This window comes from Eubacterium sp. OM08-24, assembly GCF_003438075.1.
Lineage (GTDB): Bacteria > Bacillota > Clostridia > Oscillospirales > Acutalibacteraceae > Ruminococcoides.
Genome location: NZ_QSTA01000002.1, coordinates 209,244 through 229,287 on the forward strand (window position 1 = coordinate 209,244; position 20,044 = coordinate 229,287).

At 41.6% G+C, this 20,044-nt stretch carries 18 protein-coding genes; 3 read left to right on the plus strand and 15 right to left on the minus strand.

The window, feature by feature from the left end; translation table 11 throughout:
* Positions 1-109: 109 nt before the first annotated feature.
* The 11 genes from rpsL to hrcA form a co-directional block, all read right to left on the minus strand.
* Positions 110-529, minus strand: coding sequence for a 30S ribosomal protein S12 (rpsL, locus tag DXC23_RS05960; RefSeq protein ID WP_022234078.1), 420 nt, complete (start codon positions 527-529; stop codon positions 110-112).
* A 298-nt stretch (positions 530-827) separates the two neighbouring features.
* Positions 828-1,985: a leucine-rich repeat protein gene (locus DXC23_RS05965; protein WP_117705243.1), complete on the minus strand. Its 1,158-nt coding sequence runs from the start codon at positions 1,983-1,985 to the stop codon at positions 828-830.
* Positions 1,986-2,244: 259 nt separating this feature from the next.
* Positions 2,245-3,354, minus strand: coding sequence for a leucine-rich repeat protein (locus tag DXC23_RS05970; protein ID WP_117705244.1), 1,110 nt, complete (start codon positions 3,352-3,354; stop codon positions 2,245-2,247).
* Between the two features lie 252 nt (positions 3,355-3,606).
* Positions 3,607-4,431, minus strand: a complete 825-nt coding sequence (locus tag DXC23_RS05975) for an Mrp/NBP35 family ATP-binding protein (protein WP_117705245.1) — start codon at positions 4,429-4,431, stop codon at positions 3,607-3,609.
* A gap of 29 nt (positions 4,432-4,460) precedes the next feature.
* The gene (locus DXC23_RS05980) at positions 4,461-5,237 is read right to left on the minus strand and encodes a hypothetical protein (protein ID WP_117705246.1); all 777 of its coding nucleotides are present in this window, start codon (positions 5,235-5,237) and stop codon (positions 4,461-4,463) included.
* Positions 5,238-5,344: 107 nt separating this feature from the next.
* Positions 5,345-5,887: a hypothetical protein gene (locus DXC23_RS05985; RefSeq protein ID WP_117705247.1), complete on the minus strand. Its 543-nt coding sequence runs from the start codon at positions 5,885-5,887 to the stop codon at positions 5,345-5,347.
* Between the two features lie 112 nt (positions 5,888-5,999).
* Complete coding sequence (gene prmA, locus DXC23_RS05990; protein WP_117705248.1) at positions 6,000-6,923, minus strand: 50S ribosomal protein L11 methyltransferase; 924 nt, start codon at positions 6,921-6,923, stop codon at positions 6,000-6,002.
* Between the two features lie 32 nt (positions 6,924-6,955).
* Complete coding sequence (dnaJ, locus tag DXC23_RS05995; RefSeq protein WP_117705249.1) at positions 6,956-8,098, minus strand: molecular chaperone DnaJ; 1,143 nt, start codon at positions 8,096-8,098, stop codon at positions 6,956-6,958.
* Between the two features lie 162 nt (positions 8,099-8,260).
* The gene (gene dnaK, locus DXC23_RS06000) at positions 8,261-10,111 is read right to left on the minus strand and encodes a molecular chaperone DnaK (RefSeq protein WP_117705250.1); all 1,851 of its coding nucleotides are present in this window, start codon (positions 10,109-10,111) and stop codon (positions 8,261-8,263) included.
* A gap of 60 nt (positions 10,112-10,171) precedes the next feature.
* A complete protein-coding gene (gene grpE / locus DXC23_RS06005; RefSeq protein WP_117705251.1) occupies positions 10,172-10,720 on the minus strand; it encodes a nucleotide exchange factor GrpE in 549 nt (182 codons plus the stop codon).
* Between the two features lie 19 nt (positions 10,721-10,739).
* On the minus strand, positions 10,740-11,768 hold the full coding sequence (gene hrcA, locus DXC23_RS06010) for a heat-inducible transcriptional repressor HrcA (protein ID WP_117705252.1): 1,029 nt from the start codon (positions 11,766-11,768) through the stop codon (positions 10,740-10,742).
* Positions 11,769-12,047: 279 nt separating this feature from the next.
* On the opposite strand from hrcA, the gene DXC23_RS06015 reads away from it, so the two are divergent.
* Both DXC23_RS06015 and DXC23_RS06020 read left to right on the plus strand, forming a co-directional pair.
* A complete protein-coding gene (locus tag DXC23_RS06015) occupies positions 12,048-13,070 on the plus strand; it encodes a sugar-transfer associated ATP-grasp domain-containing protein (protein ID WP_117705253.1) in 1,023 nt (340 codons plus the stop codon).
* A gap of 12 nt (positions 13,071-13,082) precedes the next feature.
* Positions 13,083-13,349, plus strand: a complete 267-nt coding sequence (locus DXC23_RS06020; RefSeq protein ID WP_117705254.1) for a hypothetical protein — start codon at positions 13,083-13,085, stop codon at positions 13,347-13,349.
* 69 nt (positions 13,350-13,418) lie between these two features.
* On the opposite strand, the gene DXC23_RS06025 is transcribed toward DXC23_RS06020, so the two are convergent.
* Entirely contained in the window at positions 13,419-14,348 is a 930-nt protein-coding gene (locus tag DXC23_RS06025) for a bifunctional riboflavin kinase/FAD synthetase (protein ID WP_158552463.1), read from the minus strand.
* 37 nt (positions 14,349-14,385) lie between these two features.
* Positions 14,386-14,931, minus strand: a complete 546-nt coding sequence (locus DXC23_RS06030; protein ID WP_117705256.1) for an NUDIX hydrolase — start codon at positions 14,929-14,931, stop codon at positions 14,386-14,388.
* 52 nt (positions 14,932-14,983) lie between these two features.
* On the opposite strand from DXC23_RS06030, the gene DXC23_RS06035 reads away from it, so the two are divergent.
* Complete coding sequence (locus DXC23_RS06035) at positions 14,984-15,877, plus strand: M14 family metallocarboxypeptidase (RefSeq protein ID WP_117705257.1); 894 nt, start codon at positions 14,984-14,986, stop codon at positions 15,875-15,877.
* Between the two features lie 701 nt (positions 15,878-16,578).
* Here DXC23_RS06035 and asnB read toward each other — a convergent pair.
* Positions 16,579-19,023 (minus strand): asparagine synthase (glutamine-hydrolyzing), encoded by a 2,445-nt coding sequence (gene asnB / locus DXC23_RS06040; protein ID WP_117705258.1) that lies wholly within the window; start codon positions 19,021-19,023, stop codon positions 16,579-16,581.
* 179 nt (positions 19,024-19,202) lie between these two features.
* On the minus strand, positions 19,203-20,030 hold the full coding sequence (locus DXC23_RS06045; RefSeq protein WP_117705259.1) for a prolipoprotein diacylglyceryl transferase family protein: 828 nt from the start codon (positions 20,028-20,030) through the stop codon (positions 19,203-19,205).
* Between the last annotated feature and the right edge of the window lie 14 nt (positions 20,031-20,044).

Genomic DNA, 20,044 nt, shown 5'->3' on the forward strand with positions numbered 1-20,044 from the left:
TCGAAAGCGACAAACTCCCGTATGCCAACAAGAAATCCATACATATATATAGAAATCCTGCCGCATAGCAGAACTTAAAATCAATTTAAGCCGAAGTTATGTCAATTCCTTATTTACCTGCCTTTGGACGCTTTGCGCCATACTTAGAACGAGACTGCATTCTTCCTGCAACGCCCTGTGCGTCGAGTGTACCACGAACGATGTGATAACGAACACCAGGCAAGTCCTTAACACGGCCACCACGGATAAGAACAACGCTGTGTTCCTGAAGGTTGTGACCAACGCCCGGAATGTAAGAGCTAACTTCGATACCGTTAGAAAGTCTTACTCTGGCAATCTTTCTGAGAGCTGAGTTAGGCTTTTTAGGTGTAGCAGTCTTTACAGCTGTACACACACCTCTCTTCTGTGGTGAGCTCTGATTGATAGCAACACGCTTCTTAGAGTTCCAACCCTTTAAGAGTGCAGGAGCCTTAGCTTTCTTTTCGGAAACCTCTCTGCCCTTTCTTACCAACTGGTTAAATGTAGGCATATTTTTCCTCCTTCCCAAAATATTAAGAAATTGATTAACCGCTCTGACAAGCAGAGCCGATTGGCGAGCAAGGTGCAATTACACATTGCTCCACAATTTAGTATTATAACCCAACAAATATCATTTTGTCAAGCATTTTTATCCCGATTTTACGGCATTTTTACTTACATTTTCAAGTTTTGTGCTGTGGCAGATACTATTTTACCCCAAAATTTTCTGCATATACCGCAAAAACTGCCCTCCGACAAATCAGAGAGCAGTTTTATATAAAAGGTTATCAATTTTTAGCTTTGCCAAATCAGTTATTCTCAACCTTAAAGCCGTTATCCTGAGCGTATTTTTCGGCTGCTGAGCCTTTCTTTGCTACAATAACAAGGTCTTTTGAAATAACATTTTCTTCATTTAAATCTAAATATCCGACACCGACATCGTCGATATATGTTACAGACTCCGGAATTGTAATCTTTTTAAGATACTTGCAGTTATAAACAGCATAGTCTCCAATACTTTCAACACCATCTTCAAAAACAATTTCGGTTACGCCCTCTAAGCCCCACAAAGCATAGCCCTCAATATTCTTAACAGAGCCGGGGATTATAAGCTTCATATTCAAATCATCGGTGTCGATATTCGAATAATTATAAACATATATCTCACAAACGCTTGTTACAGGCTTGCCGTTAATTTCGTTCGGAACTCTGATTTCAAAATTCTTATCGGTAAATGTTTCGTCAAATGTGTCCATATAATTATAGCCTGTGATTTCAATTTCGCTGCCGTCGTTAATCTCCTGATAGTAAAAATGGCTTGCACTGTCATAATTTCTTTCACTGCTCTCAGCGCTGCTGTCACTGTTGTATTTGCTTTCATTATCTTCTACAAATATGCTTACGCCTTCCTTAACGCCGCCAATAACCGAACCGACAGCCTTAAAAGCATTGCAAGCTACAACACCGACAACAACAGCAAGAATAATTATGATACCGAGAATAACGCTGATTACAATAGCCGCAACCTTGCCACCGCTCATGCCCTTTTTAGGCTGATTAGGCATATTGTTGTTAGGAACATTTGTAAACTGCTGACCTGTGTAACCGTTATTTACAGGCATACCGTTTGGCTGATTAGCAGATGAATTATACTGATACGGCTGTGGTGCAGGCTGTGCATTGTTTGCGTCGGCACCAAAACCCGAAGGTGAATTATATGCGTCCGAACCGAAATTGTTTGGCTGTGTGTTGTAATTATCCGCACCGAAGCTGTTTGACTGTGAATTGTTGTCAGCAACATTCTGCTGTGCAGGTTCGGAATTATAATTGTTTGCCGCAAAATTATCCGACTGTGCAGGCTGTGTTTGAGTTTCCTGCTCTTTTACAGGCTCTTCGACAGGAGCGGGTGTGCCGCAGCTTGTGCAAAACTTACCTGTGATTTCATTTCCGCAATTAGGACATTTCATTTACTATACCTCTCCTTAAATAAGCAAAATATATTTGCCATACTATTGCATAATTATACCATTTTGTTTATGCAAAAATCAATTGCTTTTATTTACATATAAAAAAGCAATATATTGTATATTTTTATAATTTCATAACAAAAAGGTTCTCCGCAGCAGAGAACCTTAAGTTTATTATTTAGCATAATTTCATCAAAGCAATTATCTCAACTTTCGATAAGAGCCTTTAGAATTTAAACGCTCACGATTAATCAAAGCATCAGTTATATTTAATGTACAAATCGTTATCCTTAGCGTATCTGTCGGCAGCCGAGCCTTCTTTAGCGTATATGTAAGTAAGCGGAGAACGGGTATATTCTCTTTTGCCGACAGGCTCTGAAAATGTATCTCCCGCAATATTAAAGCCTACCGCATGCTCGCCTATAACGGTCACCGATTCCGGAATATTAACCCTATCAAGCGAATAGCAATCCACAATAGCGTCAGGCTCAAGAGTTTCAACACCGTCTTCAAAGGTAATTTCACGCACATGTTCCGACAGTTTAAAAGTATCGCTCTGTATTGTCTTTACTGTACCGGGTACTGTAATATAAATATGGAGAGTACCCGAGGAAAGAGGATTGGTCGGATTGATTTTTCCGATAGCAGTTACGGTTTTGCCGTTAATTTCACTCGGAATATTAAAATAAAAATTGTAAGTATCATCTACAACTTCATCCTTAAAATCATTGTAGTAATCCACGGTGTCAATACCTGTGACTGTAACAGTTCCGTCATCGTTTTCAGTGTAAAAGCAATACGAGTTTTCGTCCAAATCCATACTCACGGACGAAACGGCAGCAGAGTCATCCGCACCCGTAAGCTCACCTGTTCCCATATTAAATTTATTGTTTTTGATTACATTCGTTATGACGGTATATCCGATAACACAAAGGCTGATAATCAATACACTTGCAATAACAAGAACAACTATGAGAGTTGTTTTTGATTTTTTCTTTTCACGGGCATTTACAACATCCGAAAACGGCTGATTTTGATTAGTATAACCGCTCGGCATTGCGCTGTTGTTGTAATTAGGGTTTCCGTAACTATGCTGTGAATTGTAATTTTTTTGAGCATAGTTGTTTACAGACTGCGTGCTGTAACCGCTTTGTGCGTATTCGTTTACAGGCTGAACACCGGCACTGTTTAAAGCAGTATTTTCAACTGTAGATTTCGACACTTCTTCAGAATTATTTATATTTTCCTGTTCGTCGGATTTTTCCTGAACGGCTTTTTCCTGTTCTAATTCTTCTTGCGGTACGGGTCTGCCGCAAAAAGTACATATATTACCCTCAAATCTTTCTCCGCAATCCGGACATCTGTGCATTTTTCTGTTCCTCCAAATTTTATATCAATTACATTCCATAGAACAGCATAATTATACCATTTTGATACATATAAATGCAAGCATATTTTTGGATATAATAAAGCATAAAATAACAATTTATTTAGCTAAAGTGCATAACAAAAGGCTCTCCGTTCAGAAGAGCCTTAGCTTTAAAATTATGTTTCAGAAAAACATTTCGTAAAGCGATTATAAGATTTTATCTTAAATTTGCGCAAAGTCATAATTTATTATTCACGCAAGTGCTTTTTCGATTTCCTGTGCGGCATCATCAAGGTAGTTGCCCTCAAAGAGTTCTACTCTGCCATCGTCGACACACTTGGCAAGGTCGCTGTCAATAGGAAGCTTTGCAAGTACCTTTGTATTGTAACGCTCGGCAATTTCATCAATATGGCTTTCACCGAAAATATTATGCTTTTTGCCGCAATCGGGACATACAAAATAACTCATATTCTCAACAAGACCGAGAATCGGCACATTCATCATATTTGCCATTTTTACCGCCTTTTCGACAATCATGGAAACAAGCTCCTGCGGAGATGCAACTACAATGATTCCGTCAATCGGCAAACTCTGGAATACGGTAAGCGGAACATCTCCTGTTCCCGGAGGCATATCAACAAACATATAGTCCTCGTTTTCCCAGATAACATCTTTCCAAAACTGCTTTACCGTGCCTGTAATGACAGGTGAACGCCATACAACAGGGTCGGTCGGATTTTCAAGCAAAAGGTTTACTGACATAATATCAATTCCCGTTTCGGTTGTAACAGGAATAATTCCGTATTCGTTGCCCTTTGCTCTTTCGTTAATGCCAAAAGCCTTTGGAATTGACGGGCCTGTAATATCTGCGTCAAGAACAGCCGTTTTTTTACCAAGACGATTGAAAGTTACCGCAAGAGTTGAAGTAACAAGGCTTTTGCCTACTCCGCCCTTGCCCGATACTACGGCAATTACTTTCTTTACACTGCTGTACTTGTTAAGGCTTTCTCTCATACTTTCGGGATTTTTTGACTTGCAATCCGAACTGCAAGAAGAACAATCATGACTACATCCCATATTTTTCATCTCCGTTTATTTAAAGTTATTTATACAATCTGTGTTGTTTCGTCCTCCACATACTCTGTTTCAGGCTCGGTTTCGGGTGTTGACTCATATGTTTCGGGTTCTGTGTATTCCTCCGTATACGGCTCTGTATATTCCTCTGTGTAAGCCTCGGTTTCATCTGAAACGGTAGGCTCTTCATACTCTGTGTAATCGGGAACATACTCAGGCTCAGTTTCGGGTTCATAATACTCCGTTGTCGGCTGTTGAGTTGTTATAGCCGCCTTTGTTGTCGGTACGGTTGTTGTCTCAGACTTTTTATTCTGGAATGAACACTTTGACAACACAAAAGCAATAACACAAACCAATATAACCGCAACAGCCACCACAATACAAATTAATGTGGCTTTATTGTTTTTCTTTTTTGATTTTTTATTCTTGCCCTTATGGTGGTTAATATGAAAATCGTTTACATAATAGTCATCATTATCCGGCTTTCTGCGTTTATGCTCGTGCCTGTGCTCGCCTGTCTGACCGTCAAAGTCATCGCCGTAATCCTTATTGCTCTTGCTCGGATTATCTGACGGAATATGCTTTTTGCTTGCTACCGACTGAAAATTAAAATCGTCGCCGTAGCTGTCTGTGTAATCATCCTTACCCTCTGTGCCGTACTGCACACTTTCAGGCTCGGTGCTGTCTACATCAAAATTTTCAACATCGGCAAATCTATCCTCTTCCTCGTCCTGCCTTGCATGACGGGCAACATACACTGCCTCTTCCTGTTCGCCGTCTATACCGTCAAATTTATCCTTTTCATCCATAAATTCACCCTCTTAAGCTAATTCAAACAAATAATTACTACCGCTTAAATAATAAAACAGCGGCTCGAGTTTGTCAAGTCGCTGTTAATTTTATAAGTAAAGCAAAATTATTCTTCTGTGCTTTCCTCGCCGTCATTTTCGCTTTCAACGGTTTCTGTTGTTTCCTGTGAGCTTTCCTCGTCAGCCGCCTTAAGGTCAGCCTCAACGCCGCCCTCAACAAGCTTTTCCTTGTTTTCGCCCTCGTCCTCGGCCATTTCATAGCCGCTGAGGAATGTATAGGGAACGCCATAACCAAATACAACACCTGCGAGTGTTGCCACAAGACTGAGTGAAGACTCATTTACTACAAATGCATCGTGAAGCGGCATACCGCTTGCAATACTTGCGATCATTATGTATAAAGCAGGCAACACCATAACAATTAATGTAAGCGGTGAAAAACGCTTAACAGGCTTGCCGTCACCTACTCTTGTTGCATAGAACAAAAGCAGACCGAATACTGCATATACAAAAAGCTGAATTACATTTGAAAAGACTTCGCTCTGTCCGAGTGCAAAGTTTGCAAAAAAGTGTGCGCATACTACAAATGCGAGAATAAGGAATGCAGAGAAAAACAGATTTACTGTATCCTTTTTATTTGTTTTTTTCATAATCGTGCCTCCGAGCATCAAAGTTAATTAGATTTTACCATGCCATTGTGACAGTTTTTTGACAAATGTTCAGCAAATACCGCACAATACAGCACATAGTGAGCTTTGCGCCTTATTTTTTCGCCTTAGCGGCAAGGCACACCCAACCTTTTTCAAGGTGTTCTTCTATAATATCAAAATCCTTGCCTACAGATTCTTTAACTTCTTCGGCACGGGTATCAATAATACCGCTCATAATATAAACCGCATCGTCTTTCATAAAGTCTTTTACACCTTTTGAAAGGAACATAATTGCGTCAGCTACAATATTTGCAAGTACAATGTCATACTTACCTGTTACCTTGTCTGTAAAACTGCCGCAAATTCCTGTAAAGCGGTCTGCTACCCCGTTGATTTCTGCGTTTTCTTTGGCGGTTCTCACCGCAACATCGTCAATGTCAACACCTACTGCGCTCTCTGCGCCCATAAGCAAAGACGCAATGCCGAGCACACCGCTGCCGCAGCCCACATCAAGTACCTTGTCGCCTTTTTTCATATACTTTTCGCACATTTCAAGGCAAAGTCTTGTGGTTTCGTGGCTGCCTGTACCAAAGGCAAGACCGGGGTCAATATTTAAAACAATTCTGCCCTGCGGATCGTAATCATCTCTCCAGCTCGGACGAATAAGGAGCTTTTCGCCGACGGCAATCGGATTAAAATACTTCTTCCAATTATTTCTCCAATCCTCCTCGGCGCAGTCGAGCAATTCAATTTTATGCTCAATACCCTCGGCATTATACCTTTCAGATAAAAATGCCACCGCCTCGTTAGGAGAAACATCAGGCTCAAGGTAAATATGAACATAGGCAACGCTCCTGTCTTTCTTGAGCAAATCCTCATCTATAAGGTCAATGTGTGCAATCTCCTGCACTTCCTGCTCAAGAGCAGTGTAGTCCTCAATATAAATTCCGTAAGGCACTACAACATTCGCAATGTCGCCTGCCCTGTCTATATCCTTTGCGTTTACCGCAATTTTTATTTCTGTCCAAGACTCCATTTGTTAAGCCCCTTTATATACTGTTATCAGAATTATTCGTTGAACATTCTCTTTATTTTCTCAAAAAAGCTGTTGCGCTGTGCGTAGTTCTTTTCGTTTGTAACGTTCTCAAATTCTTTTATAAGATTTTTCTGCTTAGCGTTAAGATTCTTCGGAACTTCAATGGTTACACGCACATACTGGTCGCCTTTTCCTCTGCCGTTAAGACGCTGAATGCCTTTGCCCTTAAGCTTAAATACATCGCCCGGCTGTGTACCCTCGTGAACCTGATACGAAACCTTGCCGTCAAGAGTAGGAACAACCACCTCTGCGCCGAGAGCAGCCTGTGCAAATGTAAGAGGAAGATTGCACCATACATCATCGCCTCTGCGTTCAAATACAGGATGCGGCTGAACATTTACATATACATGAAGGTCACCCGAAGGGCCGCCGTTGTAACCTGCGTTGCCTCTGCCGCCGACATTAAGAATCTGCTGGTCTTTAATGCCTGCCGGAACTGTAATATCAACAGTTTTAGTCCTGCGCTTTCTGCCCGAACCGCCGCACTTAGGGCAAGGACTGTCAATAATCTTGCCTTTACCGTGACAAGCGTCACAGGCACGCTGTGTCTGAACAACTCCGAAAGGTGAACGCTGGCTGATTGTAACTCTGCCCGAGCCTCCGCATACAGAGCAAGTCTTAGGCTGAGTACCGGGTTTTGCGCCCGTACCGTGACATTCATCACAAGAAGAAACGCAATCGTAGCTTACGGTCTTTTTACAGCCCTTTGCAGCCTCTTCAAATGAAATATAAATGCTTGCCTCAACATCGCTGCCTCGGCTCGGAGCATTAGGATTATTGGAGCGTCTGCCTCCGAATCCGCCGAAAAAGCTTGAAAAAATATCATCTATATCAATGCCCTGACCGTATGCACCGTAACCGCCTGCGCCGCCCGCACCGAAGTTAGGGTCTACGCCTGCGTGACCGTACTGGTCATAGCGGGCTTTTTTATCTTTATCTGAAAGTACCTCGTAAGCCTCGTTGACTTCTTTGAATTTTTCTTCACATTCCTTATCTCCCGGATGGAGGTCAGGGTGGTACTTTTTAGCGCTCTGACGGTAAGCCTTTTTAATTTCGTCTTCGCTTGCTCCCTTAGAAACGCCAAGCACCTCGTAATAATCTCTTTTATCTGCCATCATTCTCACCTTTTAATAACTTGTTATCAGCTGTATAAAGGTTATCTATATACGCTGTCAAAAATCCATACAGTGCTAAAGGAGCCGTTGTAAAAAACAGCCCCTTTAACAAATTTTAACAGGAAAAACAAATGAAGTCAATCATTGTGTAAATCTTTTTTATCAGTTGCCGTCTACATCCTTAAAATCGGCATCATATACATTAGGATCTCCGTTTGAGCCGCCCTGAGCGCCCTGCTGTGGGTCACCCTGTGGAGCTGCACCCTGAGCACCCTGTGGGTTTGCCTGCTGATAGAGCTTTGCAGAAACTTCGTAAACAGCTTTCTGTAAATCCTCCTTAGCAGCGTCAATCATAGACTTGTCGTTCTTAGCGATAGCGTCCTTAACGGCAGCGCACTTTGTGTTGATTGTGCTCTTCTCGTCCTCAGAAATCTTGTCGCCACTCTCGTTTACGAGCTTTTCAGCCTGATATACAAGGTTCTCTGCTTCGTTCTTAGCATCAACCTCTTCACGGTGCTTCTTATCTTCTGCAGCGTACTGCTCTGCTTCCTTAACAGCCTTGTCGATATCTTCCTTGCTCATTGAGGTTGAGTTCTGAATCTGAATCTTCTGCTCCTTGCCTGTACCGAGGTCTTTTGCAGATACATTAACAATACCGTTTGCATCAATATCAAATGTAACCTCAATCTGTGGGATACCACGCATAGCGGGAGCAATGCCTGTGAGAGCAAACAAACCGAGCTGCTTGTTATCTCTTGCAAATTCACGCTCACCCTGTAAAACATTGATTTCAACCTGTGTCTGGTTATCAGCGGCAGTTGAGAAAATCTGGCTCTTCTTTGTAGGAATTGTTGTGTTTCTCTCAATAATCTTTGTCATTACGCCGCCCATTGTTTCAACACCAAGTGAAAGTGGTGTAACATCGAGGAGGAGAAGTCCCTCTACCTCGCCGCCGAGAACACCGCCCTGAATAGCAGCGCCGACAGCTACGCACTCATCCGGGTTAATGCCCTTGAACGGCTCTTTGCCGATGAGCTTTTTAACAGCTTCCTGAACAGCCGGGATTCTTGAAGAACCGCCAACCATAAGAACCTTGTCGATCTGGCTGATCTGTAAGCCTGAGTCTGAGAGAGCTGAACGAACAGGACCCATTGTAGCCTCTACGAGATCAGCTGTAAGCTCATCAAACTTAGCTCTTGTAAGTGTTAAGTCAAGGTGCTTAGGACCTGTCTGGTCTGCTGTAATGAACGGGAGGTTGATTGATGATGTTGTAACGCCTGAAAGCTCAATCTTAGCTTTCTCAGCAGCCTCTTTAAAACGCTGCATAGCAACCTTATCCGATGAAAGGTCAATACCTGTTTCATTCTTAAATGATGTTACCATCCAGTCAATGATTCTCTTATCGAAGTCATCGCCGCCAAGACGGTTGTTACCTGCTGTTGCAAGAACTTCCTGTACGCCGTCGCCCATCTCAATGATAGATACATCGAATGTACCGCCGCCGAGGTCATATACCATAACTTTCTGGTCTTTTTCCTTATCAATGCCGTAAGAAAGAGCTGCTGCTGTTGGCTCGTTGATAATTCTCTTTACATCAAGACCTGCAATCTTACCTGCATCCTTAGTAGCCTGACGCTGAGCGTCTGTAAAGTAGGCAGGAACTGTAATAACTGCCTGAGTTACCTTTTCACCGAGGTAAGCCTCAGCGTCAGCCTTTAACTTAGAAAGGATCATAGCTGAAATTTCCTGTGGTGTGTACTGCTTGCCGTCAATAGATACCTTATATGAAGTACCCATTTCTCTCTTGATAGAAGAAACTGTTTTGTCAGGGTTTGTAATAGCCTGACGCTTAGCAACCTGACCTACCATACGCTCGCCGTCTTTTGAGAAAGCAACAACGGAAGGAGTTGTTCTTGCGCCCTCGGCGTTAGGAATAACTACCGGCTCGCCGCCTTCGATAACTGCTACACATGAGTTTGTTGTACCTAAATCTATACCTATTGTCTTTGCCATAATAAATTCCTCCTGAATATATTTGTTTTACTTTTATACTGATTTATTTATATAAAGGTCTTAGTCGCAATTTGCAACCTGAACCATTGCATGACGAATAATTTTATCGCCGATTTTGTAACCTGTCTGGAACACCTGTGAAATGCAATTCTTTTCAAAATTCTCATCGTCAATCTTTGAGATTGCGTTGTGAATTTCCGGATTAAACTCCTCACCCTGCGCACCGAAAGGCTCAACCTTGAGCTTTTTAAGCGACTTTGCAAGCTGATTTGAAATAAGCTCAATGCCCTTCAAAATATCGGGATCGGCGTCCTTTAAATTTGTAATAGCCATCTGAATACTGTCTGCTACCGGCAAAAGTTCTGTAACCGCCTTTGCTGTTGCATCATCATAAATAGAAAGCTTTTCGTTTGCTGTACGCTTGCGGTAGTTGTCATACTCGGCACAAAGGCGAAGATATTTGTCTTTCTGTGAGTTTAGCTCCTCCTCAAGTTCAGCTATTTTTTTGGCGGTTTCATCAATTTCTTCCGTAACCGCTTCAGCTGTCTGTTCGGATGTATTCTCGTTTACAACAGCTTCGTCTTTTGTCACTTCTTTTTTCTTTGACATATTACCTTTCCTTTCTATATTAATGCTCTATAAGCTCGCTTATTATCTTGCTTACACATTCGCTTATACATTCTATAATCGAAATCACTCTGCCGTAATCCGTTCGTATCGGAGCTATTACGGCAAGCGTACCGGACGGTGTATCCTTTACGCTGTAACTTGAGGATATTACCGAGCTGTACGCAAGCTCTATGCGGCTGTTTTCCGTTCCTATACTTACCGAAGTACCTATCGGCAGGCTTGTAAGAACACCTGCAAGATCTCCTTTTCTTGAAAGAAGTTCAATTACATTTCTTGCCGCAAGAAAATTTACATTCTGCATAAACAACGGCTTTGTCTGACCGCTCAAAAAGATTCCGACTTCGTTTGCCTTGTCTGCCGCATCTTTTATCGCCGTAAGCACACTTGGCATAAAGAGCGATAACTCGCCAAATCTTGCCGCTGCCGTTTGTATAAACGGACGATTTATCGAAGAAAGCCTTACTCCGTCAAACAACTCGTTGAGTGCCTTATCGAAAATCTCAAGAATTTCGGGAGTGATTATAAATTCGCATCTGAACAGCTGATTTTTTATAATGCCGTTTGAGGCAATTACAACAGCCATTGCTGTATGTGAACCCGTCTGCACAAAGCTGATTTTGTGAATCCTGCTTTCTGCGGAATTCGGTGTTGTGGCAACTGCGGTAAGTCCTGTCAGCTCCGAAAGAAGATCTGCGGCTGACTTTAAAATATTTTCGGGCGACTCGGCATTTCTGTAAAGCCTATCCTCCACAAGTTCTCTGCCCCGCTGTGACACTGCCACAATCTTCATAAGATTGTCAACATAATATCTGTATCCCTGCTGAGTAGGTATTCTGCCTGCCGAGGTGTGCGGCTGAATCAGATAGCCCCTTTGCGTAAGGTCTGCCATATCGTTTCTTACAGTAGCCGATGAAACCTTTAGGTTGGTTTCATCTATCAGAGTTTTTGAACCTACCGGCTCGCCTGTCTTTATAAAGTTTTCAACAACAGCCGAAAGAATTTTTTGCTTTCTTTCCGCAAGCTCCATAGGTACCACCTCTCTGCCTGCGTTTTGTTGTTTTAGCACTCTCTATATGTGAGTGCTAACTCTTATGTTTATACTATAATCTTAAAGTCAGCAAAAGTCAAGAGTTTTATTAGAAAAATTTTACTTTTCAAAAACTTTTTCACAAATCAGTCACTCATATTGACTTTTTACCGCAATATATACTATAATAAGTATTATATCGACTATTACAATTTTCATCTAATAAATCGGCATATTTTTGCCACTGCTTTTAATAAAATACATACTTTCGAGGTTACTATGGGGATTGGTTACTTTTTCAGAGTTTGTTCAGGAGCAACTCTTGGCAAACTTTCCGGTGCAATTAACACTGTTCACACAAAATCCGGCAAAAACAAAGCCGGCATTTTCTTTGATATGGTAGGTTGCTTTTTAAAATACAGAGCCGGATACAACGACTATGTTCTGTTTGAATACTACAATATGACAGCCGACCAGCGCAAAACATATATGACACGCTTTAAAAACAAGCGCTTTATGTTAATGCAAAACGACCTTACAAGCGCAGAGATTTTTAACGATAAAAGATTATTTGACACACGATTTGCAAAATATCTTGGCAGACGAGTTCTTGTGGTTGACGAAAAGGTAACCCTTGAGCAGTTCAGCGAGTTTATAAAGCCATGGGATGTTTTCATTGCAAAACCTGCATTCGGCGAATGCGGCAAAGGCATTGAAAGACTTGTTAAAGCGGACTTTAAGAGTGACGAAGAATTTTATAATTATGTTTTTGACAAAGAAAACGAATTCGGTGTGCTTGAAGAGGCAATAAAACAACACCCCGATGTTTCAAAAATTTATCCGCATTCAATCAACTGTCTGAGAATTGCCACACTTGTGGTAGACGGCAAGCCGAACATTCTCTATGCTGTGTTCAAAACAGGCAACAACGGTAAATTTGTAGATAATCTTGAAAACGGCGGATTTGCCTGCCACTTTGACCTTGATACAGGAACGGTAACAGGCCCCGGACATACCTCGAATATGGACATTGCATACGAACACCCCTATTCGGGAATAAAATTTAAGGGATTTAAGATTCCGTATTGTGAAGAGGTCAAGGAGCTTGTCAAGAATGCGGCGCTTGAAGAACCCGAATTCAAATATTGCGGTTGGGATGTGTGCATTTCCGAAAACGGCCCTGCTATTATTGAGGGCAATGACTATGCGGCATATGACTTTCCGCAGTTACCCGACGAAGATACTCCAAAGGTCGGATTAATTTCAATTATAAAGCAGTACATTCCGGATCTTAAACTGTAACGGAGATTAACAATGGAAACTATTAAAAACTTTTACTTTATATTATGGGCGATAATCGCACTGTATATGTTTGTATCAGCAAAAAAGCTCGGTTCGCTATGCTATATTATCGGCGGATTTTTCTCCTTTATGACAGTATGGTATGCAATGAACAGCTTTTCGGGCATAGCAATGTTTGACGGCGTGCTCGGTATTGTGTTCAAATGCGTAGTAGGTGCTTTTCTGCTCGGCTTTGTACTGATTTATGTAATAGGCAAATATAAAAAGAATAAAAAATAAGAGTAATAATGAAAACGGCTGTTCAACGAGAACAGCCGTTTTGTGGTTTAAGATAAAAAGTTTATAATTTTAATTACAATCTGCTATTTCAGCAAAAATATTTTTAGCTGTCTTTGCGTTATCAAAGATAGCTTTTTTCAGTTCATCAAGCGAAGAAAACTTCTTCTCTCCTCTTATAAAGTCCAAAAGCCGCACATCTGCCACCCTGCCATACAATTCCTCGCCCTTATAATCGGGCATCCAGGTTTCGCACAACGGGGCAAATTCTCCGACTGTCGGCTTTACTCCGATATTGGTTACACCGCAAAACTTTCTGCCGTCATCAAGGGTTATGCAAGATGCATACACACCGAATTTCGGTACAACAAGTTCTTCGTGCAGTGATTGATTGAGCGTAGGAGTGCCAAGTTCTCTGCCGAGATGCTGTCCATGCACAATCTCGCCGCTAAAGCCAAAGTATGAACCTAAAAGCTCGTTTGCTCTGCGCACCCTTCCGTCTTTTATAAGTTCTCGGATAAGCGTTGATGATACAACACCCTCCTTCTCCTCAACGGGCGGCAAAACTTTCAACTCAATGCCGTTTTCCCTGCAAATTTCAGCGAGCATTTGTGTGTTGCCATCTCCGTTTTTGCCAAAGGTGTAGTTAAAGCCACAGCACAGCTTTTTGGCTTTAAATGTTTTTATCAGTATATCCTCAACAAATTTTCGTGGTGCAATATCCACCACCGACTTAAAGTCGCACATATACAGGTGCTGTATTCCGATTTCGGACAGCGCCTCTTTTTTGTTTTCAATGCTCATAAGCGCCTCTTGCGGCTGATTTTTCAACACACTTTTCGGACTTTGTGCAAAAGTATAGCAGATTGGCACAAGGTTTTTTTCATTGCCCTTTACCGCCTCGCCTATAACCTTGCGGTGACCGATATGCAGTCCGTCAAAAAAACCGAGTGCAACAGATGTATTTTCTTTTTCGGGTAATAATTCAAAAAAAGTTTGCATATATTTATTCATACCTTAATTGCAGAGCACCTGCAAGTTAAATTTTTCCACTTTTAAGCAGCATTGCTGTTTTTAGTACGGCTACCTGAGTTTTGGCATCAGGCAACTGGTTGTTGAGCACCATTTCAACAGCCTTGTCGAGTGGGATTTTTTCAACATTCAAAAATTCTCCCTCGTCAGGCTTGCTCTCGCCCTCGCTTTTTATTCTGCATACATAAAGGTGAATTATCTCGTTGGTGTAGCCGGGGGACGGATAAAGCTGACCGAGTGAAGTATACGAATATCCCTGAGCGCCTGTTTCTTCAAGCAATTCACGCTTGCCGTTTTCAAGGGGAGTTGAGCCTTTTTCGAGTTTGCCTGCCGGCAGCTCAAGTACAACCTCCTTGTACGGATAACGGAACTGTCTTACAAAAAACAGATTATTGTCATCGTCAAGTGCGGCAACAGTAACTCCGCCGGGGTGATTTACGACTTCTCTCTTGGACTTTTTGCCGTCCTCAAGTTCAACATCATCAAGGGTGATATGCAAAATTCTGCCGTCAAAAACAGAAGTGCTGTTCAAGGTCTTTTCAAAAAGTTTCATACTTATACCTCATTTGAATTAATTTAAGGAAAAAAACAGAAAGGAAAATTTTATGACAGACTACAATGTAATGCCCGACTACCAAACAAGAAAAAAGATTATTAACAGCATCTGCGAAAAATACAGCTTTGTGCACCACTCGTTTGCAGGCAAAAGCGTATGCGGAAGATGCATTGATGTTCTGCACATTGGCAACACAAAAAATCAAGTGCTGTACTGCGCAGGCTTTCACGGCTCGGAATATCTCACCATTACTGCTGTGCTCAAATTTTTTGAGCAATGCGCCGATGCAATGCAAAACGATTCCGTTGTGGGCCGCTACAAAATCAGAGATTTTCTGCGTGATAAAGGTCTTACGATTGTGCCCTGCGTAAATCCCGACGGTGTGGAAATTGCAATCCATGGCTCTGCCGCCGCTCTCAAATACAAATCTCTTGTAGACAAAGCCTCAAAAGGCAACAAGGTTTGGCAGGCAAACGCACGAGGTGTGGACATAAACCACAATTTCAACGCAGGGTGGAACGAGCTGAAAAATCGTGAGCTGAGTATGAATATAAAATCTCCGTCCGCAACTCGTTTTGGCGGAAATGCACCCGAAAGCGAGCCTGAAACCAAGGCTCTCACAAACCTTTGCAAGCGCAACAACTTTGACCGAGCCATTGCTTTTCATAGTCAGGGCAGAGAAATTTACTGTTCATTCGGCAAGCACACGCCCGTTATGAGTTTTCGCCTTGCGTCTGTTTTGTCGCAAGCAAGCGGATACAATATATCAGTGCCCGAGGACATTGCAACAGGCGGTGGATTTAAAGATTGGTTTATTGAAAAATTCCGCCGTCCTGCGCTCACTATTGAGATGGGCAAAGGCAAAAATCCTCTCCCTCTCTCCGATTTTGAACCCGAGTACAACATAATGCTCAATATGCTCTGTCTTGGAGTTATTGTGTAAATCTTTCTGTTTTGTTTTATTGGTTTTTATCAAAAGTTGGGTAATGTGGGTTAGCAAATTATCGGTCGGGCAACAAAGTAAAGCAAAAGCCAAACTATCCGCCCGAAGTTAAAAGTTTGGTCAACCTTTTTAAAGGCTGTAGGTGTGGGCAATGCCCACAAAACTTCAAGCTATCGCAAATTTTAATAGCCAAATGGCTTGCCGTTTGGTGGCTTAAACACAATGGCGAAAGCTTAAAAAATTGCGACAGCAACAAAGAAAAGCCACGCTACTAAACTACTGATTTGCCACTTTTCAAGGGCAAATCAGCCGCACACAAAAGCTTTTGCATCCTTTAGAATATCTTTTCTCTAAGACTGTTCAAGCGCAACTTTCTTGCTTTCTGCCACTTATTAGTCTTGACTTTTGTTTTATTTTAAAGTATTAACTAATCTAAAGTTTAGTTATCCTATAATATAATTGTAACTGTTTATTTAGATTTCAATTCAGTGCAATTTTATTATTTTATGGGCTCTGCCCAAACCCGCAACCCTTTAAAAAGGGTTGACCTAAATTTTAAGTTTTTAAAACTATAACTTTGTGCGTTAAACCATCATTAATTAATCTTATCCCAACATTTAAAACACAACCATTTTATTATAATCATCTGCCCGACAACCGCTTTTGTGGTGTCGGGCAGTTATGTTTTTATTTTATTTTAATTAGTCCTCGTCATCAAAGAACTTAATCGACTTTACAATTTCGTCAATCGCCTCGTCTGAAATAACATTAGGCTCATCAAGATATTTTGAGCGCTTTTCAATGCCCTCAATCGCCATTTCAAGCTCCTCCTGCGGAGTACTCGGCTTTTTTGGTTCTTCATAAACCTCTGTATCCTCAGGATTAGAAATATTCACATATTTCTCTGCCTTTGGCTCTTCCTCAGCCTGCTCGGTTTCCTGCGGCTCTTCTTCCTCAATTACAGGCTCGTCCTCGGTCTTAACTTCCTCAGGCTCAGCCTCTTTCTTAATTTCGGGTTCTTCCGCTTTTACCTCTTCAGGTTTTTCCTCGGCTTTTTCTTCAGCCTTTACCTCTTCGGCAACATTATCCTCAGCAGGCTTTTCTGCCTTTACAGGTTCTTTTTCTTCTGCCTGTTCTTTTTCAGCTTTTTTTGCCGATTTATCTATGCCAAAGTTTGGTGCGTCATAATCTTTGTCGAGCTTTTCGGCCTCGGTCATAATTGCCTCGCCAAACTCATTGAGCTTTTTTTCCTGTCTTGCCTCGGCAATTGCTCTCAACTCATCAAGGTGATTTACAGGCTTTTCTACCTTTTCGTTATCCTCGTTAAAGTAAATATCATACCATACAAGGAACACATAGATTGTCCAAACCTTACGGCTGTTATCCTCTTTGTTGCTGTAATGCTCATCAAGCCAACGAATAAGAATATCTGTATTAAAGAACTTCTCGGCTGTTGCTCCCTTAAACTTTGTCTTAACAACATTGTAGTATTTTTCATCTCTGAGCCATACTCTTGTAGGAACAGGGAAACCGAGCTTTTCTTTCTCGGCGGTAGCCTCAGGCATATGACGAACAGCCGCCTTACGCATAGCGTACTTTGTGTTGTGTCTGTTGCAGCGGAGCTTTGTAGGGAGAGTTGACGCAACCTTGAACACTTCTTTATCAAGGAACGGTACTCTCAGCTCAAGCGAGTTAGCCATACTCATTCTGTCTGCTTTAAGGAGAATATCGCCCACCATCCACATATTAATGTCAAGATACTGCATCTTTGTAACATCGTCATATCTGCGGCAACGGTAGTAATACTTCTTTGCATAGTCCTGCGGACGGCTTGCAAGGTTAGGGTCTTTTAAAAGCTCACGCTTTTCCTTGTAATCATACATAAAGGCATTGCCTATGTAGCGCTCTTCAAGTGGGTCTGTCGCTCTGATAAGGTAATCTCTGCCCTTTATGTCAGGCAGCTTTTTGCATACGGCTCTGATAGCCTTTCTGATGCAATGCGGAACGATTGTCTGATAAATTTTAAATACTCTCGGCTCGTTGTAGCAGGTGTAACCGCCAAACAACTCATCTGCGCCCTCGCCCGAAAGTACAACCTTTACATACTCGCTTGCAAGTCTTGATACAAAGTAAAGTGCAATACAAGACGGGTCTGCAAGCGGCTGGTCCATATGATACTGAACAGTAGGAACTGCGTCCCAAAATTCCTCACTTGAGATAAGGTGTGTGTGATGTTCAACACCGATTTTCTCGCTAAGTCCCTTTGCCCAGCTGATTTCGTTGTAGTGCTCGCCAAAATCAAAGCCTACTGTAAATGTTTTTTGATCGGCAAAGTAGGTTGAAACATAGCTTGAGTCAACACCGCTTGAAAGGAAACAGCCAACCTCAACATCTGCAATTTTGTGCGCATTTACAGAATTTTCAAACACCTTTTCGATAGAATCAACAGCCTCTTCCTCTGTCATCTCATCGTTAGGATTAAAACGAGCCTCCCAATAACGGGTAGTTTCAACCTCGCCGTCCTTATACCAAAGATAATGACCCGGCATAAGGCAGAACACACCCTCAAAGAAAGTTTCGGGCGGAACAGCATACTGATATGAAAGGTAGGTATCAAGCGCTCTTTTGTTAAACCTCTTAACAAACTTAGGGTGCTCAAGAATACTCTTGATTTCACTTGCATACACAAATTCGCCGTCAATCATTGTGTAGTGCATCGGCTTAATGCCAAAGAAGTCACGAGCAACAAAAACCGACTTATCCTTAGTGTTGTAAATCGCAAAGCCAAACATACCTCTGAGCTTTAAGAGCAAGTCCTCTCTCCACTCCTCAAAGCCGTGAATAAGCACCTCGCTGTCGGTGTCTGTATAAAATTTATGTCCCTTTGCTATAAGAACTTTTCTTAACTCTTTATAGTTATAAATTTCGCCGTTAAAGGTGAGGACAAGTGTTTTATCCTCGTTATAAATAGGCTGATGACCTGCGTCAAGGTCAATGATTGAAAGTCTGCGAAAGCCCATTGCAATGTAATCGTCCATAAACACACCGTCCGAGTCAGGACCTCTGTGTGTGATGACATCGGTCATATTTTTAATGACCTTATCTCTGTCGATAACTTCGCCTGTAAAGCCACAAATACCGCACATATATAAAACCCCTTTCGGTAATCTGTCAAAACAAAATTTTGTAATTGCATATATAGATTATTGTATCATAATTAATTTGTAAATTCAACAGTAAGAACTCATATATTACGCATATTTACCGCAAAGAATTATAGGAAAATACATATAAAAACAGGCACTCCGCAAAGTGCCCGTTAAAATTAAGTATTAGATTGAAAATTTTTGTCATCCCTTTTGCGCAAATCCCTTATGAGCATAAACAGAGAAAAGGCAAAAATAAATATACTCAGCCATTGCGAGGTTGACAAAGCGCCAAAATAGCCACGCTCTGAAATATCACCTCTGAAAAATTCGTTTATAAACCTTAAAACAGGATAAATAAGTCCGTATATCCAAATAAGTATTCCGTTTTTAAGATTTTTGCACCTGCAAAGCAAAAACAAAAGCACAATAAAAATTACAATATTTTCGCCCGACTCAATAAGCTGAATAGGCAGTCTGCGCACTCCGTTTGCGCTTTCTATAAGCGAATGCCGATATACAAAGCCAAAGTCGCTCTCCACTCCATAGCAACAGCCTGCAAGAAAACAGCCGATTCTGCCGAAAGCATGGAACAGCGGAATACATGGCACTATGGTGTCGGAATAACTGCGTACATCAAGCCGCTGCGTTTTCATACTTATATATGCGCCGATACACGCACCGATAAGTCCGCCGTAAAACACCATTCCGCCGAAAATATCCATAGCATAGAGCGCAAACATTTTAAAGCTGCTAAAAACTCTGTCGAGGTGGGTAAACACAAAATACAGCTTTTCGTGCTGAGCAACTGCAAATACGATATGTGCCATAATAAAACCGCATATTCCGCCCACAACACCGATTATCACATAGCGATAACCCTCAATATTTTTGCGCCTTTTCATAGTAATAAACTTTATAACAAGAAAGCAGGCAAGTATGCCGAGTCCTGTCATAAAGCCGTAGTACGGCAGTTCAATGCCGAGTGTTTCTCTTGTAGAAAACATATTATCTCTCCAAA

What these genes read in the sequence shown, in the direction of transcription:
- DXC23_RS06025 (WP_158552463.1), bottom strand. Translation starts at nt 14,348, where the DNA reads ATGCAAACTTTTTTTGAATTATTACCCGAAAAAGAAAATACATCTGTT.
- asnB (WP_117705258.1), bottom strand. Translation starts at nt 19,023, where the DNA reads ATGTGCGGTATTTGTGGCTTTACAGGCGAAGTTATCGACAGAGATAAG.
- DXC23_RS05975 (WP_117705245.1), bottom strand. Translation starts at nt 4,431, where the DNA reads ATGGGATGTAGTCATGATTGTTCTTCTTGCAGTTCGGATTGCAAGTCA.
- DXC23_RS06030 (WP_117705256.1), bottom strand. Translation starts at nt 14,931, where the DNA reads ATGAAACTTTTTGAAAAGACCTTGAACAGCACTTCTGTTTTTGACGGC.
- DXC23_RS06020 (WP_117705254.1), top strand. Translation starts at nt 13,083, where the DNA reads ATGGAAACTATTAAAAACTTTTACTTTATATTATGGGCGATAATCGCA.
- DXC23_RS05985 (WP_117705247.1), bottom strand. Translation starts at nt 5,887, where the DNA reads ATGAAAAAAACAAATAAAAAGGATACAGTAAATCTGTTTTTCTCTGCA.
- dnaJ (WP_117705249.1), bottom strand. Translation starts at nt 8,098, where the DNA reads ATGGCAGATAAAAGAGATTATTACGAGGTGCTTGGCGTTTCTAAGGGA.
- hrcA (WP_117705252.1), bottom strand. Translation starts at nt 11,768, where the DNA reads ATGGAGCTTGCGGAAAGAAAGCAAAAAATTCTTTCGGCTGTTGTTGAA.
- DXC23_RS05970 (WP_117705244.1), bottom strand. Translation starts at nt 3,354, where the DNA reads ATGCACAGATGTCCGGATTGCGGAGAAAGATTTGAGGGTAATATATGT.
- grpE (WP_117705251.1), bottom strand. Translation starts at nt 10,720, where the DNA reads ATGTCAAAGAAAAAAGAAGTGACAAAAGACGAAGCTGTTGTAAACGAG.
- dnaK (WP_117705250.1), bottom strand. Translation starts at nt 10,111, where the DNA reads ATGGCAAAGACAATAGGTATAGATTTAGGTACAACAAACTCATGTGTA.
- prmA (WP_117705248.1), bottom strand. Translation starts at nt 6,923, where the DNA reads ATGGAGTCTTGGACAGAAATAAAAATTGCGGTAAACGCAAAGGATATA.
- DXC23_RS06035 (WP_117705257.1), top strand. Translation starts at nt 14,984, where the DNA reads ATGACAGACTACAATGTAATGCCCGACTACCAAACAAGAAAAAAGATT.
- rpsL (WP_022234078.1), bottom strand. Translation starts at nt 529, where the DNA reads ATGCCTACATTTAACCAGTTGGTAAGAAAGGGCAGAGAGGTTTCCGAA.
- DXC23_RS05980 (WP_117705246.1), bottom strand. Translation starts at nt 5,237, where the DNA reads ATGGATGAAAAGGATAAATTTGACGGTATAGACGGCGAACAGGAAGAG.
- DXC23_RS05965 (WP_117705243.1), bottom strand. Translation starts at nt 1,985, where the DNA reads ATGAAATGTCCTAATTGCGGAAATGAAATCACAGGTAAGTTTTGCACA.
- DXC23_RS06015 (WP_117705253.1), top strand. Translation starts at nt 12,048, where the DNA reads ATGGGGATTGGTTACTTTTTCAGAGTTTGTTCAGGAGCAACTCTTGGC.
- DXC23_RS06045 (WP_117705259.1), bottom strand. Translation starts at nt 20,030, where the DNA reads ATGTTTTCTACAAGAGAAACACTCGGCATTGAACTGCCGTACTACGGC.